This is a genomic window from Lentibacillus sediminis, from assembly GCF_002763455.1.
Classification (GTDB): Bacteria; Bacillota; Bacilli; order Bacillales; family Amphibacillaceae; genus Lentibacillus_D; species Lentibacillus_D sediminis_A.
In genome coordinates, this window is sequence record NZ_NIXK01000001.1 from 653967 (window position 1) to 678643 (window position 24677).

Here is a 24677-nt window from a genome sequence, read left to right on the forward strand (position 1 = left end):
TAATCAAAATACCTGATAGTATAAGCCAAATTGATCACCGCCCATTGTCGTCTGTTTGAAGATATATAATTTGATATTTAAGATTTCACGTATTTCTTATAAAGTCTGCTCACTATAAGGTAAGAAAACAGTACCGTAATTAGAGATACAATTGTTATGCTGATGGCATCAGGCTCACCAAATATATTATGCCATACAGCAGCTAATGAGATGTATAAACCTAGCCATCTTAACACCCCTATGATAAGAAACCCTGCGAAAATACTCCCAATCATGGTAAACGTAAATTTTGTTTTAGACATATTGGTCCCTCCAACTCAGTTTAATCTATTTGACCGGGCCACTATAGAAAAAATTCTAATATTTATTTATAGGTAATAATGCCCTTAAAACATGCAATTCAAACAACAAATTGTCATTAGAAAACGGTTACCTTTGGATTAATGTTTAATTTATTTGTCATAGATTGATAACTGCGAAATAATCGGTGTGATTATGCCCAATACAAAAAAGGTTATGAAGGCATTGAAAGTGAGAATGAAAAGTGGTATGATGAGGAAGTGACTTTGTAAATTAGTATAGTATATAACTATCCAATTTAAATTATATCACGCACAAATTTCAAAGTCAATAAAAAATCATAAATTGTTGAACGGGGTTGGTATGATGAGCCAGGAAAAGGACGGTCGCGCCGCAGAACAGCAACGCATTCGTGAGGTTATTGATGAAATCAGCAAAAAAGAAGAAAAAATCTATTCAAAATCTGCTGGGTTGAAAGAGAGTGTGATTGAGCTTCGAAAAACTTTTTGGGATGATGTGACCGTCAATGTGGAGGAACTTGATGACATCATCGAAACCCAAGCCAGTATCAAGCAGCAGGCAGAGCTCTTATCGGAACGAGAAAGGTTCCATGGAAAAATGGGCGAAGAGTTGAAAACCTTAGAACGGCTGAAACATTCCCCTTACTTTGGACGCGTTGATTTTATCGAAGAAACGGAACAGAATGCGGAAAAAATTTATATTGGCACTGCATCCCTCATGGACGAGAAGGATGAAAACTTCCTCATCTATGATTGGCGGGCTCCGATTTCCAGCATCTACTATGATTTTTCCCCGGGAAATGCAGAATATGAAACGATCGAAGGCACAATTAAAGGCGAAATGACGCTAAAGCGGCAATTTATTATCAGACAGGGCCGGCTGAATGGCATGTTTGACACCGGAGTTACCATAGGCGATCAGCTCCTCCAGCAGGCGCTTGGAAATAATGCAAGTACCACCATGAAAAGTATTGTCGCTACGATCCAGCAAGAACAAAATAAAATCATACGTAATGAGAAAAGTCATCTGCTGATCGTTCAAGGAGCAGCAGGAAGCGGGAAAACATCTGCTGCCCTGCAGCGGATCGCCTATTTGATGTACAAACACCGTGGTGAATTAAATAAAAATAATATGGTTCTATTTTCGCCAAACCCTTTATTCACCAGTTACATCGCCAATGTGCTGCCGGAGCTGGGAGAAGAAAACATCCAGCAAACGACCTTCTTGGACTTTCTGGAATCGGGAATCGCAGGCGAATTTACCATTGAATCCCCGTTTGACCAGATGGAATATGTATTAACCGAATCTGAAAAGCAGGATTATGCCGTCAGGATGAATAATATCGAATATAAATCAAGTTTGGATTTTAAACAGCTGATCGATGAATTTGCTTCCCATTTGCGACACGACGGCATGGTGTTCAAAAATATCACCTTTCGAAAGCGCGTGCTTGTTTCAAAAGAGGAGCAGTATGATTATTTCTACGGCTTGGATGATTCGATAGCGATACCGAATAAAATGGAACTTGTCTCGAGGTGGCTGCTGAAGAAATTGCGAAAGCAGGAAAGTGTGGAGAAGGATAAGGATTGGGTCATGGAGCAAGTGGAGTTGCTTGATAAGGAGACTTATTTAAAAGCATATTACCAAACCATGGATGAAGATGATGTAAATGACATTGATACAGAAGAGGAAATTTTGCGCGCGGAGGTTGCTAAGAGGGTTTTTTCCAAGATGAAAAAGCGGATCAGGCAGTTCGAGTTTGTGAATGTCACACGAACATATCGGAAACTGTTTACGGATTGGGATCCGGAGCAGCAGCCGGCCAACTGGGGGGACATTCGTGCATTGACAGCATCGCATTTGGCAGACAAATATGCAACATGGGAGGATGCCACACCTTATCTTTATTTTAAAGGTCTGTTAGTCGGCCATCATGCGGATAGTTCGGTTCGGCAGCTGGTAATTGACGAGGCACAGGACTATTCCGCCTTTCAATTTGCCTTTATCCGAGACGTTTTTCCTTATACACGAATGACGCTGCTTGGGGATGTGAATCAGGGGATCTATTCTTATGCAACGGAGGAAAACCCACTCGTACCTAATAGTGAGCTAAACCATGAGCGGATAGCTTTGACAAATAGTTACCGATCCACCAAACAAATTACCGAGTTTACGAAATGCTTTGCTCCCGGTGAAGAAAAGATAGAAGCGTTTAACCGGGAAGGGAGTAAACCGGAGCTATTGCGGGTGGAGAAAAAAGATCTGGCTAATATCTTCCTGGAAAATGTAAAAAAGCTTCGCGAAAAGGGGTGTGAAAGTATTGCGTTCATTTGTAAGACTAAAGAGGAAAGTGACGGGATCTATGATTTGCTGAAAGATAAGCTGCCGGTCAAAAAGATAGATGAGGAGACGTTTACGTTTGAGAAAGGCTTGTCCATATTGCCAGTTTATTTGGCAAAGGGAATCGAATTTGACGCGGTGATTATTCCTGATGCATCAAAGCAAAGTTATGAAAAAGAGTCGGACAGAACGCTTTTTTATACGGCTTGCACCAGAGCGATGCATGCGTTGGTGATGGTAAGTGATGGAGAGCCGTGCAGGTTTATCGGGGAGGCCTCGGGGTATACGTATGAGGTGGGGTGAGTCTCTACAGACGTGGAAGAACTTACTTCAAATTAAAAGCTGAGGAGGCGCGATGAGCGCCCCCTCCGGATTTTTTTGTCATGCCTAAAGCTTCTGCCCATAATACCTGTCCAAAGAAAACCCCCGCCCTAAAATTTCCGATGCATTGAGGAAAATCACAAAAGAAGAAGGCTCGTCCTGTTGCAGCAGCTTTTTCAATTTCACGGCTTCGGGCTGCTCGACGACACAGAGGATCATTGTTTTGTCTTGGTTGGTGAAGCCGCCGACAGAACGGACTTTTGTCAGTCCGCGGTCGATTTTATCCCGAATCAGGGACTCGATTTTTTCCTCGTTTTCCGTGATGATCATCACCAACTTGCTGGCAGAGGTGCGCAGCTGGACCCTGTCGATCACTTTGCTGGTGACGTAGATTGCCATTAAGGCGAACAGTGTCAGTTCCAGGCTGAAGACGATAATCGAAGCGACCACGACAAATCCATCGACGATCAGCTGTGAATAGCCGCTGGAGATGCCGGTGAATTTTTTAACGATCTGGGCAATCGCTGCCGTGCCGCCTGTGGAACCATTCCCTTTATAAACGACACCTAGTCCAACTCCGAGCACGATCCCTCCGTAAAGTGCCCCGAGCAGCGGATTGGTCACGGTAATCGGGATGTTGGCGCTGAGAAAGATGACAAAAGGTACCCAGAAAGTTCCGAGCAGGGTTTTCCAGCTGAAATCCTTTCCCATCGCGATCCAGCCAATAATGAAAATCGGGATATTGATGGCAAGCTGTGTCAGGGCAGGGCTTAAGGCATACATCTCAAACAAAATGGTGCTGATTCCGGAGATCCCACCCGCGGCCAGCCGTGACGGCAAGAGAAACATATTATAAGAGAGCCCGACAAGCGTGGCCCCGGCTATAATGTAAAAATATTCCAGTAACGTGCGATTTATTTTCATATTCACTTTTCCTTTCAGACGAGCTTTCTTTAACCGATTACATTCTAACATAGTTGCTCGACATTTGGAGATTTTACCCGGAACAGCCTTTCTTTTTCATCTGCGTGTGAATTTGTTTATACTGAAAGAAACTAGGAGGGTGACAACATGATGGAACATTTACAGGATACCGTGATGCTGAATAATGGAGTGAAAATGCCCGGATTTGGACTGGGTGTATACAAGGTAGAGGACGGAGAGACGGTTAAAAATGCAGTGAAAACAGCGCTTGCACATGGCTACCGCAGTATCGATACCGCCTCTTATTATGATAATGAAACCGGGGTGGGGCAGGCAATCAAGGAGTCCGGCGTGCCACGTGAAGAATTATTTATCACCACCAAAGTCTGGAATGATGAGCAGGGATATGAGGCTACACTGGAGGCGTTCGAGCGGAGTTTGTCCAAACTGGGCCTGGATTATCTGGATCTGTATCTGATTCACTGGCCGGTGAGAGATAAATATAAAGAGACGTGGAGAGCGATGGAAGAACTGTACGAAAAAGGAAAAGTCCGAGCGATCGGTGTGAGCAATTTTCATTCGCATCATTTGGAGAACCTGATGGACGGCAGCAAAGTGAAGCCTGCGGTCGACCAGGTGGAATACCATCCGCATCTTTCTCAGGCAGAACTGTTGGAGTTTTGCAGGAAGGAAGGCATTCAGCTAGAGGCATGGGCGCCGCTGAAACGGGGCAGGATCATCGAGGAGCCGGTGATCGTGGAACTTGCCGAGAAGTACAGTAAGACTCCCGCTCAGGTTGTGCTCCGCTGGGATGTGCAAAAAGGTGTTGTGACTATCCCTAAGTCAGTTACTGCGCATCGGATTAAGGAGAATGCCGATATCTTTGATTTTTCCCTGACCGCTGAGGATGGCAGCGATAGACGGATTGAATAGAGATGATCGGACAGGGAAGGATCCGGATAGTTATGATGAATGATGTTGTTGATGGCGGTGGAATCGAGCGGATCACCCGGCAAATAGCTGGGTGAGCGTTCGAAATGTTGTAGAGAGCTGTCCTCAAAGACAAAAGTAGCAGGAAAAGCGCCTGAAATGATGTAGAGAAGCATTCTCAACGTCAAAAGTGGCAGGGAGAGCGCTCGAAATGATGTAGAGAAGCGTCCTCAACGTCAAAAGTGGCAAGCAAAGTGTTCGAAAAGATGTAGAGAAGCGTTCTCAACGTCAAAAGTGGCAAGAAAAGAGCTCGAAATGCTGTAGAGAGCTGTCTTCAACGTCAAAAGTGGCAGGGAGAGCGCTCGAAATGATGTAGAGAAGCATTCTCAACGTCAAAAGTGGCTGGCAGAACGCCCGAAATGTCGGCGAGAATGCTTCTACTAACAAAATCGCTCACCAGATCGCCTAAATGTCCACGAGAATCATTTCTATAAACAACACCGTCAGGACCCAAAGGAGGAAAACCACTTGAAAATCATCGACACACACTGTGACGCACTGCTGAAGCTGCAATCAGTAAAGCGCGGAAAATACAAAGGAAAAACCCACCTTTCCTTCACGGATGCGCCAGAGCTTGACACGAATCTCGAACGACTGCAACAGGGCGAAGTCGCCGTTCAGTTCTTCGCTATCTTCATCAACCCGGACGTGCCGTCTGACGAAAAGTGGCAGCATGCCCTGGAGCAGGTGGACCTATTTTACAGTGAAATCATCGAGAAAAACCCGGCAATGAAACATATCCACACATGGGATCAGCTGGATCACTTAGAACAAGGCGATATCGGAGCAGTTCTCACCCTGGAAGGAGCAGATGCATTCGGCAATGACCTGGTCAAACTAAGGCATCTTTACCGGATGGGGGTGCTGTCCATTGGGCTGACCTGGAACAATGCCAATCTCTGTGCCGATGGGGCAGAGGAGCCGCGCGGCGGTGGATTGACGTTGCTCGGGAAAGAAGTCGTCAAACTGAATAATCAGCATCACGTATTTACCGATGTCTCCCATGCCACGGTGAAGGGATTCTGGGATATCCTTGAATTGGCGGACTATCCGTTTGCCAGCCATTCCAATTCACGGGCTATCTGCGATCATCCGCGCAATTTGTATGATGACCAAGCCAAGGCTTTATTTGAAAAAAACGGACTGATTCATGTGGTTTTTAATCCGCCATTTATCAATGAAGGCAAAGAGGAAGCACAGATTACTGATCTAATCCGGCACATTGATCATCTCTGCTCGCTTGGCGGCGCCAGCCAGATAGGCTTTGGCTCTGACTTTGACGGGATCAGCAGTTTTGTTGAAAATCTGGGAAATGCCGGGGTTTATCAAAACCTGATGGACGAGCTGCTGCGCCATTTTTCAGAGGAGCAAGTGAGAGGCTTCGCGTATCAGAATTTCCTGAATCACCGGCCGCACTAATAGAACAGCTGTGACTCTGGAAGGAAGGTGCATCGTTTTGCCTCTTTAAATATGGTCTATACAAGGGGTTTCCTGTAGTTATACGAAGGACCACTTTGTTGAAATGTGATAACGTGGGAAAGAATATATCATTATAGTTCGAGGAGGCTCAACAGAACATGAATAGCTCATTCCAAAATGAAATTAATAATCTTTATCAAAAACTAATAAATGCATGGAACAAACGAGATGCAAAAGATATGGCTGAAGAATTCGCAGAAAGAGGAGTCCAAATTGGGTTTGATGGAAGTAAGGTGATTGGACGAGAGGAGATCCTATCGCACCTCGAACCTATCTTTGAAAACCATCCTACCCCTCCTTTTGTAACCAAAGTTAAAGATATACGGGCATTGGGAACGGATGCCGCAATTTTACAAGCTATTGCAGGGATGATTCCACCTGGAAAAACAGATATTGACCCCACGGTAAACGCCCATCAAAGTCTGGTGGTAGCTAAGATAGATAATGATTGGCAAATTGAGCTCTTTCAAAATACGCCTGCTCAATTTCATGGAAGACCTGAATTAGTTGAGCAAATGACTGAAGAGTTAAGGGAGTTACTTAGTAATTGACACGTGCCAGACTTTCCAAACCAACGGGCGCTTTACGCTAATTAAGAAATAGCGCCCAACCTAAGCAGATCAATTTGACTAACCATTATATCGAACACCTGCCAACACCCTGGCTATATGATCTTTTAATTAAGGACAACTTTTTTACATATTATCACTTAATGTGTGTTTGCGAGACGTTTTAGATCATACTTAATTTTATAGCAACAATAGCTCCATCCAGGCAGACAAGGATATTTTTCCCCGTGATCGCATAGAATCAATCGGGGGGAATTGCGATGAAGCGCGGACCGAACAAGGGATTAGTTTTTGCGGGAGCCTTGTTGGCCCTTGGTGCTGTGGTGGCAGTTGTGTATTTCTTTTTCCTGTCGTCCGAGCGACAGGCCGTGAGTGCGGTGGAGAGCTTTTACACATATGAGCAAGAGAATCAATTTGCGGATTCCTGGGAATTGTTTCATCCATTGATGCAGGAAAGATTCAGCAAGCCTACTTATATACAGGATCGTCCGCATATAATTATGAGCCATTTTGGGGTGGAGACGTTCACCTATACGATAGAGGAAGTCCAAAAAGTGCAGAACTGGCAGATGGAGGCAGACGCCGAGCCGATAGAGGAGGCTTACCGGATGACTGTTTATCAGGACTTTAAGGGAACGTATGGAAATTTCACGATTGTTCAGCATGTCTATGCGGCTGAGGCGGATGGGGAGTGGAGCGTGCTTTGGGATTATAGCGGGCAGTAGATGTTATCCTATTATTTTGGAATTTCGATAACCAAGTGAAAACAAGACCAAGTGACTGCGAAGGTACGATCACTTGGTCTTTTTATTATTTCTAGTATAAATGTTATCTCAGATTAACATTTTGTTATTTAACCTTTACAAAATGCAATGCAAACTATACAATATAACCAGAAGGGAGTCAACGGATTATTGTGAAGTTGAACAATCGGGTTAAAGAATTGAGAGCAAGACATGATTTTACACAAGAAAGACTGGCGAAAAAAGTGGGTGTTACCAGGCAAACGATTGCGGCGGTTGAAAAAGGAGAATACGTCCCGTCATTGCTTTTGGCTTTATACATTTGCGAAACATTTGAATTACCTATGGAAAAAATTTTCTGGTTACAGGAGGAATGTGCTGATGAAGAAAATTAAGGTAGTTTACTGGTTGTCTCTGGTCGTTATGCTCCTGGCTGTATGGGCTTTTGTGCCACTTTACTCATTTGCAAATCAATTTGCTGATGGAGTGAAAAACGGAGGTTCTATTTACATTGAAGTTAGTCTGACCCCATTACTTATCTTTTTCGTAATTGGTGGTGGAATATCAATCCTTCTTTATAGATTCAATCGAAAAAAAAATAAAGGGTTACTCTCCTCGTTATTCGCCCCTGGTGAATTTTCCGAAGAAGATGAACGGGAAAAAATGATAACAGCAAGAGCGTGCAGAAGAGTCTATATGTCAATGATTCCAGTTTTCGGTGTCATGCTGATTCTCATGATGGCTTACCCATTTTTAATTGACATTATCCCGTATTATCCAATTCTTGTTGTTTTTATATTGCCCTTAGCACAATTGACGGTATATTATTTATCCGTGCGAAAACAAACTTCATGAAGTCATAAACTTCAACTGGAGAGCGCCTGCTTGCTTGCGACTAAAATGAATAATAAGAACTGATAAATGAGCGGGGTGAAAATATGACTGTTAAAGATAATGTGATAAAAATGATAAAAGAACTCCCCGAAGATGTAACTTATGAGGATATTATAGAGGAAATATATATACAATCAAAAATTGACGCCGGGTTAAAGCAACATGATGAAGAAAAATACCTTACGCATGATCAAGTAAAGGAGCGAATGAGTATGTGGTTGATCTGAGATGGTCATTATTGGCGGCTGATGAATTAGAAATAGAAAGCCCCTGAGCACTCCTCTAAATGGATTACTCGGGGGCTTGATTTTCAACCAATAAGCACGACTTCCCAAATCATTTCCACATTTATCACCTACAACCCATACAACCGAATCTTCCAAGGAGACTCACCATTCTCAAACGTCTCCTCAAGTTCCATCCCAAGCTCTTCGGCATTTTCAATCGGCACAGCCGACAGAATATAATCACCACCGAGATCACGGAGGGCTTCCGTGTCAATGTCCAGATTTTCAATCGCGCCTTCCTCTTCCCGGTCTTTGGTGAACATATAATCTTTCCCGTGGGAGGCAACATACATATACAGTCTGCCGCCCCATGTATCATAATAGCTTTCCAGGGTTGGATTTTTCTCCAGTTCACCTTCAATTACCTCGCGAAAGGCGTGTTTATACTCGAGCGGAAAACTGTTATTGTACGTGTCCAGCGTGTGGAAGCCGTTAAACTGAGCGATGGTCGGATGCATGCCGATGCTCCCGACCTGATAGTCGGACTGATCTTCGCCGATATATTCCTCAATTTGCTGAAACAAATCCTCGGAATAAAATTCGGCGAAAGTCGGTGTGTCCAGCCTGCCATATTTGCTTTCCTCATTTAAGTCAAACAGGATCCAGCTTTGCGTGAGCAGTAGCACCGCTGCAAGGAGTTTTCCGAATTTCATATGCCGCCAGATGAGCATCAGCGCCAGGGCGAACAAGATATACCAGATCGCAGGGTCAAGGAAGTGGATCCGGGAAAAATTGAACGTGTTAGCGATCATGAAATTGTCTTTGACGACACGCCAGCCTTCCCAGTACCAGAAGGCATACCAGACGGAAATGACGAAATTGGCGACGAACAGGTAAATCAGTTTTTGCGGATTGACATTTTTACAAACCGCAACCACCAATGCAATAAAAATCGCCGGAATGATAATCCACACCTGCTGCGCCTCATCATGGGTATGACCGTACAGGAAATTTTCCCAGGACAATTCCACGCTGCGTTCCAATGTATTATGGCCAAGATCCAGCTCCTCCCGATGTGAGGTGAATCCCGAGTCGAAAAACATGGATGAGATGATCAGGTAATTTTTCACCAGGTAAATCCCTGTCATCGAAGCAATCGCTGTGAAAAATGGCCAGTTAATCCGTTGGGAGCGAATCCAGTCAATCAGCCAGAGAAGCCCCATTAATGCAACGAAGAAAACGAAACTTAATATAAAATTGGAGAAAAAAGGAATCAGCAGCAGGATCACCCAGTTGTATTTCGGTGTGGCCCAGCCATATTTCCGGATCGTCAGGAAAAAATGGAGCGCCAGCGGGATACCGGCGATTGACCAGACACCGGATGGCCAATAAGGCAGCATGGCAAAAGTCAGTGCCGCACCGGCTGGAATCCAGTCTGGTACATAACCTGACAGGCCATACTTTTCACGCTCCAGTCGAGACTCTCCACTAAGCAAGCTGTCCTCTAATCTCTCATCTTTTTCCTGAAAACCACGACCGGGGCCCCCAGCAAACACATGCCGCTTCAGCAGCAGATACATCCCAATAAAAGCGCCAAATCGCATTATCGTCTGACTAATCGTATATGCGGTCATTGGTTCGAACAGCACATACAGCCAGACGACCGCATCAAATGGTGTCGGCAGAGCACTGCGCGGCAGGCCGTCGATCGCATAGGGAAGGGTGCTGTCCGTCAGGGTGAAAATCTGGCCGCTTTCGGCAAGCACCTTGTACCAGACAATGTTGGAATCCATATTATCATGGACCCGGATATGTGTATCCTCGCCAAGTATATAGTAGGGCAGCAGATAGGCGATGAGGATCAGCCCGGCGATCCAGATGTATTTATACTTGAAAATAGTTGAAAATATACCTGATAACATCGTCCACATCCTCTTGTTTGATACCATAATATAACGGCAGGCGAAGGAGTTTTTCACTCTCCGTGGTCGTCCAGCGATCACCCCCGCTGAACTTGCCGAATTTCTTCCCGGCCTGGGCACTGTGCAGCGGGACATAGTGTGTCACTGCCATCACGCCTTTTTCCTTCAGCCAGCCGATCAGCTCCGTCCGCTCGGCGTCACTGCTTACTTTGATATAAAACATATGTGCATTTTGCCGGGCACCATCCGGGACAACAGGCAGCGAGATTTTTCCCGCTTCCTCCAGTGGCTCAAGTCCATCCAGATAGCGGTCCCAGGTAAGAAGTCGGTTTTCGTTAATCGTCTCCGCATGCTTCAGCTGAACCGACAGATACGCCGCGTTCAGTTCGCTCAGCAAATAGGAGGAACCGAGATCGCGCCACGTGTATTTGTCGATCATTCCTTTTACAAATTGCGAGCGGTCGGTGCCTTTTTCCTGTAAGATCTCTGCGCGTTCCACGAGTGCAGGATCATTAACGATTAGCGCACCGCCTTCTCCGCACTGATAATTTTTTGTCTCATGAAAGCTGAATGTTCCGAGGTGCCCAATCGTACCAAGTGCTCTCCCTTTATAGGTGCTCATCAATCCTTGAGCGGCATCCTCCACAACCCAGAGCCCGTGGGCGTCAGCGATCTCCATGATGGCGTCCATATCACAGCCCACCCCGGCATAATGAACGACAACAATTGCTTTCGTACGGGGTGTCACCGCCGCTTCAATTGCAGCCGGATCGACATTCATGGTGTCCGGATCAATATCGACAAACCGAATCGCGGCCCCGCGCAGTGCGTAGGCATTGGCTGTCGAGACAAAGGTATAGGAAGGCATGATCACTTCATCCCCGGAACCGACTTCCGTGAGCAGTGCGGTCATCTCCAACGCCGCGGTGCAGGAGGGAGTGAGGATTGCCTTTTCTGCGGGGAGCTCCTCTTCCAGCCAATCCGTGCACCACTTGCCAAAAGTGCCATTTCCGGAAAGCTTCCCGCGGCTGATTGCTTCCTGAATCGCCTCCTGTTCCCCGCCGACGACACATGGTTTATTAAATGGAATCATAAAATCACCTCATAATGATAATGCCTAGTACGATAAATCCAAACCCGATCACTTTCTGGGTGCTTACCGGCTCGCCAAACAAGACGGCCGACAGAATAAACACGAGCACAAAGGAAAGGCTCATGAATGGGTAGGCATAGCTGATATCAAATTTAGACATCGCCGCCATCCAGCTGAGTGCCGCCAGAAACGCGGCAAAAAACCCGGACAGAATCCATGGGTTCAACAATAGCTGCAGCAGGAAAACGAATTTTTCGCCCATCGGCACAGGCAAAGACCCCTGCTGGTCAATTTTCCATTTTAAAATCAGCTGACCGTACACCGTGAAAAAAATCGTTCCAAAAATATACGCATAACCCATTGCTTATCCTCCTACCGGCAGCGAACCATTCAGTTTATGATAGACATCGACGGCACCGTTCAGACGGAAGCCAATCGAAATAAACACATTCAGCGATGCAGGGTTAGCTGGGGAGATAGACGTACGCAACGTGTCATGCCCCGTCAGCCGAAACTGTTCGGCGACACACTGGCTGGTGAACGCCCGGGACAAGCCTTTGCCGCGAAAATCCGAGTGCATCGCCAGGAGCAGAATTTTATCGCCCTGATAGGCGAAAAACCCCGCCGTTCTCCCATCCATTACAAGCGCCAGAATCAGGTCCTCTTCCACCAGGTCATTCACCCAATTGCGGTAACGCCGGTCGGCCATGTAATCAGGAACATTGAAATCCCGATGAAAACGCCCGCCGGAGAAGGCTTCCCCGGCGATCGCCAGAATTTCCTCTCTATCGTAATCCCTTGTGAACTGAATATCCTTTTGCTCCACATGCTGCAGCTGGTCCCGGCGGCAGACCGGCTCGATTAATGTATCCACATAGTAGAATCCATATTTCTGCAGATTTTCCGTATTTTCTTCCGGTGTCATTTTCACCGTAAAATGTCCCTCGGTTTCGCTTGCCTGTTTGAGCGCTGCCTCTATGCCTGAGGTCAGCTGGTATGTGTTAATAAGAAAATTCCGCTGATCCCACGGGGTTGGTTCTAAATAATTCTCCATCCTATCAGCTCCGTTTCTCTGTTTCGTCGTCTGGTTCGTCTGTTGTTTCTCTGATCAGATACAGCGGTCTTGCTTTGGTTTCATTGAAAATTTTCCCCAGATAAAGGCCGAGAATGCCAAAGTTACAGAACATCAGTCCACCTAGGAAAAAGATCGAGACCATCACACTGGTCCAGCCCTGGACAGGCTGATCCAAAAAGAAATAGCGGCCAAATAAATACAGGCCGTATAAAAGGGAGGCGGCCGCGACCAAAAAGCCAAACTGGATCGACAGCCTTAGTGGCTTATTGGACTGCGAGATGATCGCATCGGTCGCCAAGGTAATCAGTTTTTTCAGGTTATAAGTGGATTTCCCTTCTTTTCGTTCACTATGCTCAACCGGAATGCTGGCTGATCTGTACCCCATCCACTGAATAAACAGCGGGAAAAAGCGGTTCTGTTCCCGCATTTTCCGGAAGGCCAGCACCACTTTTCTCGCACTGATGCTGAAATTGGCTGCTGTGAAGTCAGAGTTCTGTCCGCTGAAATAATCATAAACGCGGTAAAACAGTTTGGATTGCTTGCGTTTCCACCAGCTGTCCTGGCGCTCGATTCGCTTACCGAACACGACTTCATAGCCTTGCTGGGTCTTCTCATACAGTTTGGGAATCTCCTCCGGGCGGTCCTGCAGGTCGCAGTCCATCACGACCACCCAGTCGCCGTCTGCATGGTCGAGCCCTGCGGTGATCGCATGGTGCTGACCAAAGTTTCTGGCAAAATCAATCCCCTTAATTTGGCTGTTTTCTTTGCTTAATCGTTTGATCGTCGTCCAGGCATCATCAGGACTCGCGTCATTGACCAGAATAATTTCATAATGGGCTGGAATGCTGGCAATGGCGTCCCTGATCCGGCTGCAAAGTTCGATCAGGCAGGTTTCGCAGCCGTAGACCGGCACGACGACGGAGATCAGCGGGCGGGATGCGGTTTCCATTGCTTTACATACCAATCCACGGTGTTCCGCAGACCCTGGTGAAAGTCTGTCTCCGGTTTCCAGCCCAATGTGTTTCGCAGTTTGCTATCATCTACAGCATATCTTCTGTCATGGCCTTGGCGATCCGCTGTAAAGGTGATCAGGTCACGAAATTTTCCCGGCACCTGTTCCTCGAGAATATCGCATATCAGATAAGCCATTTCCATATTTGTCTTCTCATTACCGCCGCCGACATTGTACGTTTCCAGCTGGTTTCCGCGGTGGAAAATTGTGTCCAATGCGCGGCAGTGATCCTCGACATAGAGCCAGTCACGGATGTTCTTGCCATCCCCGTAAATTGGGATCTCTTCTCCTGCCAATGCTTTTCGGATAATCGTCGGGATCAGTTTTTCCGAATGCTGCCTCGGTCCATAATTATTGGAACTGGACGAGATAACCACATTCATTCCATACGTATAACCAAAGCTTTTTACAAGCAAATTGGCTCCTGCCTTGGAGGCACTGTACGGATTGCGTGGGTCGTATGGCGTTTCTTCGGTAAATTTTCCTTGATCACCAAGCGATCCGTAAATTTCATCTGTCGAAATATGATGAAACCGTCGTTCGCTCAGCACGCCTTTTTGCTCCCAGTCATTCTTCGCAGCCTTAAGCAACATGAGAGTCCCAAGAACATTGGATTCGACAAATTGCTTGGCGTCCTGAATGGAGCGGTCCACATGCGATTCTGCCGCAAAATGAATTACGCCGGAAATATCGTATTCTGCAAAAATTTCCTCCACTAATGCTTCGTCTGTAATATCGCCATGGATAAAATGATAGTTTTCGAGATGGCTGACCGCTTCTAAATTAGCTGTTGTCCCTGCATAGGTCAGTTTATCGACATTGAGAAGCTGGGAATTCGGGTATTTTTTCAGATAATAATGAATGAAGTTTGCCCCGATAAACCCGGCTCCCCCGGTCACAAGCAGGGCAGAGTCGCGCTTATTCATTGCCCGCCAGTCCCAGCATCGGGTGCTGATCGATCGAATCCGGATCCCAGTACTGCTGAGAGTGCGGCCGATCGGCGATTTCCATCAGGTACTGCCCGTAATCATTTTTCTCCATGGTTTTTCCTCTTTCATATAATTGATCCCGGGAAATATACCCCAGATAGTAGGCGATTTCTTCCAGACAAGCAATCTTGAACCCTTGGCGCTGGGTGATTTTCACAAATTCCGATGCCTCAAATAGCGATTCATGGGTGCCGGCATCCATCCAGGCAAACCCTCTGCCCAGAAGTTCGACATCCAGCTGTCCCCATTTCAGGTATTCCTTATTTAAATCGGTAATTTCCAGCTCACCGCGGTCGGACGGCTTCAGCTTTTTGGCGATATTTACCGCCCGGTGATCGTAAAGGTACAGTCCGGTCACCGCAAAGTCGGAGCGTGGTTCATCCGGCTTTTCCTCAAGGGAAATTACTTTTTGTTTATGATCAAATTCCACAACACCAAACCGCTCCGGATCTTTCACGCGATATCCGAACACCGTGGCATGACTGTGATTTTTAATGGCATTTCGCAAGAGGGTCGTGAATCCTTGCCCGTAAAAAATGTTGTCGGCGAGCATGAGCGCTACCTTATCTTTTCCAATGAAATCCTCGGAAATCGTGAGCGCTTGCGGAATACCTTTTGGTTCGCGCTGATCTTTGTATTGAAGGGTAATCCCAAGCTCCGACCCGTCGCCTAATAACTCCCGAAAGCGTGGTGTCTCCTCTGGCGTGCTGATGATCATGATCTCCTTAATTCCGCCTAGCATCAGCACCGAGAGCGGATAATAAATCATCGGTTTATCATAGACTTGAAGCAAATGCTTATTAATTCCGTCTGTGCTGGGAGCAAGCCGCGAGCCGCTGCCGCCAGCTAAAATAATTCCTTTCATCATCTTTCACCCCTGAATGGGAAGGAGCCAGTGTTGGCGGTCCTCCCGAATTTGTCAGTCTAGCTACTTAGTATTTACCTCTTTTATAAGAAAAATAATCTTACATTTCGATTGCAAGTATGTTTCAAGTTAGTTAGTGAGGGGTTGGTGGCTTGGGCGGGGTTGCGATGTTCTCACGGGGGTTCTCTCCGTCAAAACTGAGGCAATAAACACCCGAAATGCATGAGAGAAGTGCTCTCACGTGCAAAACTCCCAGCATAAGCACTCGAAATGCGCTCTCTCCTTCACCCCCATCCTGTTAAAAGAAAGTTTCATAGACTCTTTTACTATTTCCCGTCCTGGATCCACAAAAATCCCAACTTCACAAAATTACCTCACACAACAAAAATCCCTAAAAAAGTTTAAGAAAAATTAAATAGGGGAATACTAAATAGCTTATCCCCGAACCCTTGAAATGCCGCCATTCCAGTGACCTTTGACCGATAGGACTAGACCAGTACCCGCAAAAAGTCCCAGAAAAATTTCAAAAAAAATATTGCTTTTTTAAAATCCTTCACTTATAATCACTTACAAGCCAGATTAAGTTTTTGTTACGTTTTTTCTTCTTTTATTTACAAATTATAAACGGAAAACGTAGCAGCAGATAAATAGTGAAAGAGTGATAGATGAATAGCATCAAGCGCATGCAGACATCGCTCCCTGCATGGTGAATTTTCAGAAGAATTGGGAAAGCGAATCCGCTTTCATATATGTCTTAGGCGGTCTAATGAACACACCAGACAGTATAAATTTTACGATTAATTATCTGAAGGTTCGACCGATGACTAAAATTAACACGTGACAAAACGGTGAACGTGTAGGGGCATATTCCCCGACTGCGGGTGCAGCGAGAGCAGAATACGCGGAGGCTAAAGCAGCAGGAAGGACACATGACAGCACAGAGAACAACGCTTCGTTAGGGGGATTACGTTGAGTGAAGAACTATTGGAAGTAAAAAATCTGAAGACCTCATTCCGGATTGGCGAAGAACACTATGCCGCAGTGGATGATGTCACATTGACACTAAATAAGAATGAAGTGCTCGGGATCGTCGGTGAATCCGGCTCAGGAAAAAGTGCATTTGCATTCTCCCTTATGGGGCTGCACAACCGGGCGAAAATCGAAGGAAACATCAACTTTAAAGGGGAAAACATTGCGAATACCGCACCGGGCAAATTAAATAAGCTGCGCGGCGACGATATGGCGATGATTTTCCAGGATCCGCTGACAGCGCTGAACCCGCTGATGGAAGTGGGCGACCAGATTGCGGAAACGTTGATTTTGCACCGTTCAGATATGTCGCAGAAAGACCGCAAAGCTAGAGTAATAGAACTCTTGAACATGGTGGGAATTCCGTATCCGGAGCATGTATATGGCCAGTTTCCCCATGAATTATCCGGCGGGATGAGACAGCGTGTGGTTATTGCCATCGCAATTGCCAACAAGCCAGAATTGTTAATTGCAGACGAACCAACAACTGCTTTGGATGTAACGATCCAGGCACAGATATTGGACCTGATCCGAAACCTGAAAAACGACATGAATTCCGGAATCATCCTGATCACACACGATTTGGGAGTTATTGCAGAAATGGCTGACAGAGTGGCTGTCATGTATGCCGGGCAAATTGTCGAAGTCTCAGATGTTCATACATTGTTTGAAAATCCACTTCATCCGTATACACGCTCCTTATTGAACTCGGTGCCGAATGCGGAAGGAGGACAAGATAAACTGCACGTTATCCAAGGTATTGTACCTTCCTTGAAGAAGTTGCCTCGCGAAGGCTGCCGGTTTGCATCGAGAATTCCATGGGTGGATGCATCGGCACATGAAGAAAATCCGGTAATGCATGAAATAGCTCCAGGGCATTTCGTGCGCTGCACATGCCACAGCCAGTTCTATTTCCCGGATGAGAGCAAGGAGGTACAGTCAAATGGCGTTTCTGGAAGTTAAAGACTTAAAAGTGCATTTTCCAATTAAAGGCGGAATCCTGAACCGGACGATTGACCATGTCCGTGCGGTTGATGGTGTCACTTTCGAAGTGGAACAGGGGAAAACTTACGGACTCGTCGGTGAATCCGGCTCCGGAAAAACAACGACAGGAAGAGCCGTTATTGGCTTGAATCATGTGACATCCGGAAAAGTTTTTTATGAAGGAACAGACATCACAAAAAAACAAAGCAAGACAAAAGCACTTCGGAAAGATATCCAAATGATTTTTCAGGATCCGTATTCCTCACTTAATCCGAGGAAACGTGTGCTTGATGTGATTGCAGAACCACTGCGAAATTTTGAGAAGCTCTCTAAGCAGGAAGAGAAAAAGCGGGTCCAGGAGCTACTGGAATTGGTAGGTTTGAGCCCGGAAGCCATTGTGAAATATCCGCATGAATTCTCCGGCGGACAGCGGCAGCGTATTGGTGTTGCCAGAGCAATTGCACTCCGGCCAAAACTGATCATTGCTGATGAGCCTGTCTCGGCATTGGATGTATCGGTGCAGGCGCAGGTATTGAATTTCATGCAGGACATCCAGCAGGAGCTGGGACTGACGTATTTATTTATCAGTCATGACCTTGGTATTGTAAAGCATATGTGTGATGATATTGCAATTATGTATAGAGGCCGCTATGTTGAGCAGGGAACAAGAGACGATATTTTTAACAATCCACAGCATATTTATACAAAACGGCTTGTCTCGGCAATTCCGGACATCAATCCGAGAAACCGGGAAAAGCAGTTCCATTTTCGCGAAGAGGTACAGCGCGAATTTGAACACTCCTACGACGATTACTTTGACAACGAGGGCTTAGCATACGGACTGCAGCCGATTTCCGGCTCCCATTATGTTGCTTTGCCGGAGAAAGGTTGATAAATATATGTGGAAATTTATCGTAAGACGTTTAATTATAACATTCCCTCAGCTTGTAGTACTTAGTGTCCTGGTTTTCCTGGCAGCACAGTTCATGCCTGGAGATGCCTTAACCGGCTCGATAGGCAACCCGAATATTACTGCAGAGCAGCTGGAGCAACGGCGAGAAGCATTGGGATTAAATGATCCATGGTATGTTCGATATGGTGACTGGGTCAGCGGAGTGGTACAGGGCGATTTGGGGGAGTCCTACCGTTTTAAAATGCCGGTAACCGAACTAATCGGCCAGCGAATTGTCAACTCGTTCTGGCTCTCGGTAGTTACATTGATATTTACGTATATCATTGCGGTCCCACTTGGTATTTTAAGCGGACGTTATAATGATTCCCTGCTGGATCAGTCGATTACAGGCTATACCTATGTAGGGTTTGCTACGCCATTATTCATATTTGCACTTGTCATGCTTTGGATTTTCGGTTATCAATTTGGCTGGTTCCCGACAAATGGGAGTGTGGAACCGGGGCTCACACCAGGCACATTTGATTATGTGCTGAGCAAGCTGTACCACTTAATCCTGCCGGGGATATCGATGGCACTGATTGCCACGGTAAACACGGTACAGTATTTGCGAAGTGAGATTATCGATACGAAGCAGCGAGACTTTATTATTACCGCCAGAGCAAAAGGAGCGCCGGAGTCAAGGGTTTACAACCGGCATATTCTGAGGAACTCGCTCCTGCCGATTGCCGCATTCTTTGGATTTGAAATTACCGGCTTAATCGGCGGAACGATATTCGTGGAGACTATTTTCAGTTACCCGGGAATGGGGCAGCTGTTCCTTGAATCCGTTACTCTTCGCGACTTTAGCACACTGGTTTCTGTGGTGCTGCTGTTTGGCGTTACAGCAATTGGGGGAGCGCTGCTCTCTGATATTATACTAAGTCTCGTGGATCCGCGCATCCGGATTAAGTAAGCCAACCAACTTGAGTGACTCTGAGGTGAGACAGATGGAAACAAATAATGTAAATATGGATGATCAAAAACAGGACGCGACGAAAAGTCCTTCCGGTTTTAGCATCATATGGCGAGAATTCATAAAAGATAAAGTAGCGTTAATATCCTTAATCTTTTTGGTGATACTAACCACTTTAGTATATGGTGTGTCCCTTTTTCTAAATCAGGAAGAGATAGTACGGGTTGATTTATTTGCCATACATGAACCACCTTCCGAGGAATTTATTCTCGGCACCGACTACGGTGGTCGGGATGTGTTTGGACAACTGATTATCGGTACAAGAAATTCGCTTTCCATTGGGATTCTGGTGACATTGGCGACAGGGATTATCGGGGTTGTCTATGGTGTCGTAGCTGGTTACTTTGGCGGACAGATTGATAACGTGCTAATGCGAATTCTCGACTTTTTCCTGATTCTGCCAATGATTATGACTGTTATCGTGTTTGTTACCTTGGTACCTGATTACGGGGTGATAACCTTTTCTTTCATCATGACGATGTTTCTCTGGATGGGGATCGCCAGGCTAATACGGTCTAGGGCATTGCAGGAAAAAGAGCTGGACTATATTCAGGCATCGAAAACACTTGGATCGTCCCATACTAAAATAATCTTTACCCAGCTGCTGCCGAATATTACATCATTGATTGTGGTTACGATGACACTAAATTTGGCAGCAAATATCGGACTGGAATCCGGACTCTCTTTCTTAGGCTTTGGCTTTCCGGAAAGCACGCCGAGCCTTGGAACACTGTTAAGTTATGCGAGGAACCCGCAGACACTTGAATTCAGATGGTGGATCTGGTTACCTGCAGCCATATTGATCTTTGTATTAATGCTAGCTGTAAGAAACGTTGGGGAAGCGCTGAAGCGTGCAGCCGATGCGAGACAGAGAAGAGGATAATTTAAAGGGGGTGAAGGCCTGGGGGAGGAAGTACTTATTGATCGTTACTTACATCAATAGTAATCCTTGTATTGATGTTGAGTATATATCCTGTCGGTAAAGCATAAGTTTTACTGACACAAAGAAAGCAATAAAAAAGGGAGGTTAACAAGGATGAGAAAAACAGGGTTAAGCAAATGGTTTCTTGCTTTGATGGTCGTTTTCCTTTTGGTGCTTGCAGCCTGTAACAGCGAAAGCGGAACAGAAGGCACCGATGATTCCGGTACAGATTCCGGAACGGAAGAAGGATCTGAAGGAGAAGGTGAAGAGGGTGAAGGAGAATCCGCTTCAGAAGATGGGCTTTATTCCATCGAAGACTTCCAGCCAGTAACTACTGATGAAGGGGAAGCAATCGATGGCGGTCATCTGCAATTCGGTTTGGTTTCTGATACTGTATTTGAAGGTGTGCTGAACTGGAATTTCTATGAGGGGGATCCTGACTCTCAAATTTTGGAATGGTTTGACGAGGCACTATTAGACGTAGATGAGAACTATAACTATACTAATGATGGGGCAGCTACTTATGAGATGAGTGAAGATAATCTGACAATCACCCTCACCATCAAAGATAATGTAAACTGGCATGACGGAGAACCAGTAAAAGCAGAAGACTGGGCCTACTCGTTTGAAGTCATCGGGCACCCTGAATATACTGGTGTTCGCTATGGCACTTCCATGATGAATATTGAAGGAATGGAAGCATACAAAAATGGTGAAGCAGATTCAATCTCCGGTATTGAGATTATTGACGAGAAAACACTTTCTATCACATACCTGGAGCCAGATGCTGGTTTGCTAAACAGCGGTCTATGGCCATACGCAATGCCGAAACATATCTTTGAAGATATTCCAGTTGCCGAAATGGCTGAATCCGATGCGGTTCGTCAAAACCCAATCGGCTTTGGTGCATTTAAAGTGGAAAGCATTGTACCAGGTGAGTCTGTAACAATGGTTGCCAATGAAGACTACTGGCAAGGTGAACCTGCACTGGATCAGCTTACTGTACAGGTCATTTCACCACAAACAGTTGTTCAAGCTCTGGAAACGGGTCAGGTGGATATGGTAGACAGCTTCCCTACGGACCAATATCCTGATGTTGAAGAAAGCTTAACCAATGTAGAATTCCTTGGGCAAACAGATCTTGCTTACACCTATATTGGGTTTAAATTGGGTGAGTGGAATGAAGAAGAAGGCGTAGCTGAGATGAACCCAGATGCAAAAATGGCAGATGTTGATTTACGCCGTGCGATGTGGTATGCAGTTGATAACAATGCGGTAGGGGAACAATTCTACAATGGGTTACGTTGGAATGCCACAACCTTGATTCCACCATCATTCCCTGCTTATCATGATGAAACCATTGAAACACCAACTTATGATCCGGAAATGGCTAAACAAATTCTGGAAGAAGCAGGATATGTAGATACCAATGGGGATGGCATGCGGGAAAATCCTGAAGGCGAAGAGTTAGTAATTAACTTTGCGTCCATGTCAGGCGGCGACACGGCAGAACCACTTGCCAACTATTACATGCAAGCATGGGCTGAAGTAGGATTGAATGTGCAATTAGTTGACGGACGTCTGCTTGAGTTCAACACATTCTATGAGAGAATTGAAAATGACGATCCTGCGATCGACATTTATCAAGGTGCATGGGGTACCGGTACTGCAGTTGACCCATCCGGTCTTTACTCTAAATTTGCTGCATTTAACTACCCGCGCTTTGTAAATGAAGAAAATGAGGAGTTGCTGGCAGAAGGACTGTCTGAAGAGTCGTTCGATCAGGCACATCGTCAGGAAGTATACAAGGAATGGCAGCAGTTAATGGTAGAGGAGATCCCAGTATTCCCTACTGTTTACCGTGCAGTACTTGTACCGGTTAACAACCGCGTACAAGGATATTCCATTGCAGAGCATTGGAATGCACCACATGAAGTTTCTGTGACTGCTGAAGAGCCTGAAACTGTGGAATAAGCTTAAAAGGAAAAAGACTCGCTTCGGCGGGTCTTTTTATATGTACTTTTTTAAACTAAGAGGCCGATTATTTAACACTCTGAGTTTTAAGCAGGCTAGAAACTATTTAATTTAGAAAATGATGTTATCAAAGGTTAGTCGGTCATTAAAAATTTTAATAACCAAGCAAGCCGAAGTAGTATATTTCAAGGAGAAAGTGAAGATTACTTCAAGCAACTTAAAAAATGTTTATTGCATTCAACTTATACCACCTTTGCAGTTCTTTTTACCATTGAGTGCGGAGAAGTTTACCATGCTTTGGGGAACTGTTGGCCGTTATTTCCCCTCTATTCCGGTGGTTACAGCCATGGGATTGATACAGCGGTGCAATCTTTTGATCCAGCTTTAACAAGAGAATGAACCAATAATCTACTCACTTGAATATGACACTATCTTAACGACAGCTTTAGCTGTTTGCCCTTGACCGCCGTGCTACTTCTTAGTGATCGCTGGAAGGGGTCGAGGCTCCGCCAGCGGAAACTAGAAGTGATTGTCCGTGGTACGCTATTGAAGCGAATAACCCCAAAGGTCATTTCTGCCATTCGCCATCAAAACGACTACCACGGACACAAACTAGGCCAAGGGTGGTGGAGTGTTGCTAAACACTGTAATATACATACTGGTTTTCATTTGGCAAAAGTGGTACTATGTTTTTCTTCATCATTGTAAACTCTTCCGCAAGCGCTGGTACATTCCCCCGCAAAGTGTGGTAAAAAGAACCGCACAGCTCTTAAAAAACATCCGCAATAATCAAAAAAATGGCTATCGAGAGCTCCCGACAGCCAAGGCTTATAATTAACCTGTGAATTACATTGTTGGCTTTGTGCAGTCCACATGGCAGGGTACATTTTCAACGGAATCTGCTGCTCCTGCTAACCCAGTAAAAGAAAATGTTAACCCTAAAGCTACCACAGATCCTAAGAGTATCTTCTTCATTGATTTCACCTCCTAAGTGAGTTAATTAATTATAGCATTAAAAGATTAATTTTAATAGAGAAAATAGATAGAAAAATATCTGCAAATTACTACAAACTTCGACATTTGGTTAACCTTATTGGATGTGGAGAATTATCATGTCTTTATACCAATTTTTAAGCAAGCCGAGTAAACTAATCCATCAATTATAATGCACACTATACCGATCCAGTAAATCCAATGTCCCAATCTGCATGTTAACCTGTGCATGCTGGCTAAGATGCGCTTGAACTTGCAAATACTGATTTGCAGAAAACTGTGCTACATTCATAATCACACGCTCATTGGTAAGCTCCTCATACCTAAGTTCTGGGACAATTTCTTTTAGTTCTTCCACCAATTTATCATTTTCCCTTGAACTAAACTTTAAGTACGTTTCTTCGTCGGAAACCGTCTCTCTGTAATCTCTGGAGTAGATAAATTCTCCATCCTTTAATAAAAAGATTCGATCAGCATACTTCTCCAGATTCTCTAGCAGGTGGGAGGCAATGATAATGATTTTGCCTTCTTTCTTTTTTTCCTCAAGCAGCTTTGATATCAGTTCCACATTATCCGGATCCAATCCATTCATCACTTCATCCATCAGCATATAGGGTGTATTGGCGACGATTTGCATGGCCAAACACAGTCGCTGACGCATGCCAAGGGAGTATTGGTAGGTTTTGTCTTTCACGTAATGAGCCATATTCAGCCGCTCGACCACCTCATTCGGTTCAATGGAAGTCTGACTCCACATTTGCCTGTAAATATGTAAATGATCCATACCATTTAAATGATTATATAAGTCACTTTGGTCTGGCATCATCGTTATTAATGAGCGGATATGTGCTTCATTCTTCTTATTCGTATAATGAAGATTGTCGCCAAATATCACTTCCCCTTGATTTGGTACGACATAATTCATCAACACATTCAGCAACGTGGATTTCCCTGTCCCATTTGGTGCAACCAAACCAATAATCTCTCCAGGCTGAAATGTTGTGGTAATGCCGCCCAGTACTTTCTTCTCTCCAAATTGGACAACGATATTATTTAATTGAATCATCATTTCCCCTCCTGCTTCCG

The 24677-nt window shown here is 45.3% G+C and carries 23 protein-coding genes and 1 pseudogene; 13 read left to right on the forward strand and 11 right to left on the reverse strand.

Annotated features, from left to right (window positions below; all coding sequences use genetic code 11):
* Positions 1 to 77: 77 nt before the first annotated feature.
* Positions 78 to 302, reverse strand: a complete 225-nt coding sequence (locus CEG13_RS03050; RefSeq protein WP_100010281.1) for a hypothetical protein — start codon at positions 300 to 302, stop codon at positions 78 to 80.
* A gap of 361 nt (positions 303 to 663) precedes the next feature.
* On the opposite strand from CEG13_RS03050, the gene helD reads away from it, so the two are divergent.
* On the forward strand, positions 664 to 2964 hold the full coding sequence (helD, locus tag CEG13_RS03055) for an RNA polymerase recycling motor HelD (RefSeq protein ID WP_338032998.1): 2301 nt from the start codon (positions 664 to 666) through the stop codon (positions 2962 to 2964).
* Positions 2965 to 3048: 84 nt separating this feature from the next.
* Here helD and CEG13_RS03060 read toward each other — a convergent pair whose 3' ends face one another.
* Positions 3049 to 3906, reverse strand: coding sequence for a YitT family protein (locus CEG13_RS03060; RefSeq protein ID WP_100010283.1), 858 nt, complete (start codon positions 3904 to 3906; stop codon positions 3049 to 3051).
* Between the two features lie 147 nt (positions 3907 to 4053).
* Here CEG13_RS03060 and CEG13_RS03065 point away from each other — a divergent pair.
* From CEG13_RS03065 to CEG13_RS03095, 7 genes and pseudogenes are all read left to right on the forward strand, one after another.
* Positions 4054 to 4882, forward strand: a pseudogene (locus tag CEG13_RS03065) (aldo/keto reductase).
* 482 nt (positions 4883 to 5364) lie between these two features.
* Positions 5365 to 6315, forward strand: a complete 951-nt coding sequence (locus CEG13_RS03070) for a dipeptidase (protein WP_100010284.1) — start codon at positions 5365 to 5367, stop codon at positions 6313 to 6315.
* Positions 6316 to 6473: 158 nt separating this feature from the next.
* Positions 6474 to 6926: an SgcJ/EcaC family oxidoreductase gene (locus CEG13_RS03075; RefSeq protein ID WP_100010285.1), complete on the forward strand. Its 453-nt coding sequence runs from the start codon at positions 6474 to 6476 to the stop codon at positions 6924 to 6926.
* Positions 6927 to 7204: 278 nt separating this feature from the next.
* Positions 7205 to 7669: a hypothetical protein gene (locus CEG13_RS03080; protein ID WP_100010286.1), complete on the forward strand. Its 465-nt coding sequence runs from the start codon at positions 7205 to 7207 to the stop codon at positions 7667 to 7669.
* Positions 7670 to 7866: 197 nt separating this feature from the next.
* Positions 7867 to 8082 (forward strand): helix-turn-helix transcriptional regulator, encoded by a 216-nt coding sequence (locus tag CEG13_RS03085; protein WP_100010561.1) that lies wholly within the window; start codon positions 7867 to 7869, stop codon positions 8080 to 8082.
* Entirely contained in the window at positions 8069 to 8542 is a 474-nt protein-coding gene (locus CEG13_RS03090) for a DUF3169 family protein (protein ID WP_100010287.1), read from the forward strand. The genes CEG13_RS03085 and CEG13_RS03090 overlap by 14 nt, the downstream gene beginning before the upstream one ends.
* 83 nt (positions 8543 to 8625) lie before the next feature.
* Entirely contained in the window at positions 8626 to 8808 is a 183-nt protein-coding gene (locus CEG13_RS03095) for a hypothetical protein (protein WP_100010288.1), read from the forward strand.
* A gap of 128 nt (positions 8809 to 8936) precedes the next feature.
* On the opposite strand, the gene CEG13_RS03100 is transcribed toward CEG13_RS03095, so the two are convergent.
* From CEG13_RS03100 to rfbA, 7 genes are read right to left on the reverse strand one after another with little or no spacing between them, the layout of a single operon-like run.
* Entirely contained in the window at positions 8937 to 10730 is a 1794-nt protein-coding gene (locus CEG13_RS03100) for a DUF6044 family protein (protein ID WP_100010289.1), read from the reverse strand.
* Positions 10693 to 11823, reverse strand: a complete 1131-nt coding sequence (gene rffA, locus CEG13_RS03105) for a dTDP-4-amino-4,6-dideoxygalactose transaminase (protein WP_100010290.1) — start codon at positions 11821 to 11823, stop codon at positions 10693 to 10695. Before rffA ends, CEG13_RS03100 begins: the two co-directional genes overlap by 38 nt.
* A gap of 4 nt (positions 11824 to 11827) precedes the next feature.
* Positions 11828 to 12184, reverse strand: a complete 357-nt coding sequence (locus CEG13_RS03110; protein WP_100010291.1) for an EamA family transporter — start codon at positions 12182 to 12184, stop codon at positions 11828 to 11830.
* A 3-nt stretch (positions 12185 to 12187) separates the two neighbouring features.
* The gene (locus CEG13_RS03115; RefSeq protein WP_100010292.1) at positions 12188 to 12877 is read right to left on the reverse strand and encodes a GNAT family N-acetyltransferase; all 690 of its coding nucleotides are present in this window, start codon (positions 12875 to 12877) and stop codon (positions 12188 to 12190) included.
* Between the two features lie 4 nt (positions 12878 to 12881).
* Positions 12882 to 13847, reverse strand: coding sequence for a glycosyltransferase (locus tag CEG13_RS03120; RefSeq protein WP_100010293.1), 966 nt, complete (start codon positions 13845 to 13847; stop codon positions 12882 to 12884).
* Positions 13823 to 14836, reverse strand: a complete 1014-nt coding sequence (gene rfbB, locus CEG13_RS03125; RefSeq protein ID WP_100010294.1) for a dTDP-glucose 4,6-dehydratase — start codon at positions 14834 to 14836, stop codon at positions 13823 to 13825. The genes CEG13_RS03120 and rfbB overlap by 25 nt, the downstream gene beginning before the upstream one ends.
* The gene (rfbA, locus tag CEG13_RS03130; RefSeq protein ID WP_100010295.1) at positions 14829 to 15764 is read right to left on the reverse strand and encodes a glucose-1-phosphate thymidylyltransferase RfbA; all 936 of its coding nucleotides are present in this window, start codon (positions 15762 to 15764) and stop codon (positions 14829 to 14831) included. The genes rfbB and rfbA overlap by 8 nt, the downstream gene beginning before the upstream one ends.
* A gap of 969 nt (positions 15765 to 16733) precedes the next feature.
* Here rfbA and CEG13_RS03135 point away from each other — a divergent pair.
* From CEG13_RS03135 to opp4A, 5 genes are all read left to right on the forward strand, one after another.
* Positions 16734 to 17756 (forward strand): ABC transporter ATP-binding protein, encoded by a 1023-nt coding sequence (locus CEG13_RS03135; protein ID WP_100010296.1) that lies wholly within the window; start codon positions 16734 to 16736, stop codon positions 17754 to 17756.
* The gene (locus CEG13_RS03140; RefSeq protein WP_100010297.1) at positions 17737 to 18669 is read left to right on the forward strand and encodes an ABC transporter ATP-binding protein; all 933 of its coding nucleotides are present in this window, start codon (positions 17737 to 17739) and stop codon (positions 18667 to 18669) included. Before CEG13_RS03135 ends, CEG13_RS03140 begins: the two co-directional genes overlap by 20 nt.
* A gap of 7 nt (positions 18670 to 18676) precedes the next feature.
* A complete protein-coding gene (gene opp4B / locus CEG13_RS03145) occupies positions 18677 to 19642 on the forward strand; it encodes an oligopeptide ABC transporter permease (RefSeq protein ID WP_100010298.1) in 966 nt (321 codons plus the stop codon).
* A 34-nt stretch (positions 19643 to 19676) separates the two neighbouring features.
* Positions 19677 to 20585, forward strand: coding sequence for an ABC transporter permease (locus CEG13_RS03150; RefSeq protein ID WP_100010299.1), 909 nt, complete (start codon positions 19677 to 19679; stop codon positions 20583 to 20585).
* Positions 20586 to 20738: 153 nt separating this feature from the next.
* Positions 20739 to 22598 carry an oligopeptide ABC transporter substrate-binding protein gene (gene opp4A / locus CEG13_RS03155; protein ID WP_100010300.1) on the forward strand — a complete coding sequence of 620 codons (1860 nt, stop codon included), beginning with the start codon at positions 20739 to 20741 and terminating at the stop codon, positions 22596 to 22598.
* Positions 22599 to 23444: 846 nt separating this feature from the next.
* Here opp4A and CEG13_RS19200 read toward each other — a convergent pair.
* Positions 23445 to 23573 (reverse strand): hypothetical protein, encoded by a 129-nt coding sequence (locus tag CEG13_RS19200; protein WP_275661787.1) that lies wholly within the window; start codon positions 23571 to 23573, stop codon positions 23445 to 23447.
* Positions 23574 to 23754: 181 nt separating this feature from the next.
* On the reverse strand, positions 23755 to 24660 hold the full coding sequence (locus tag CEG13_RS03160; RefSeq protein ID WP_239984548.1) for an ATP-binding cassette domain-containing protein: 906 nt from the start codon (positions 24658 to 24660) through the stop codon (positions 23755 to 23757).
* Between the last annotated feature and the right edge of the window lie 17 nt (positions 24661 to 24677).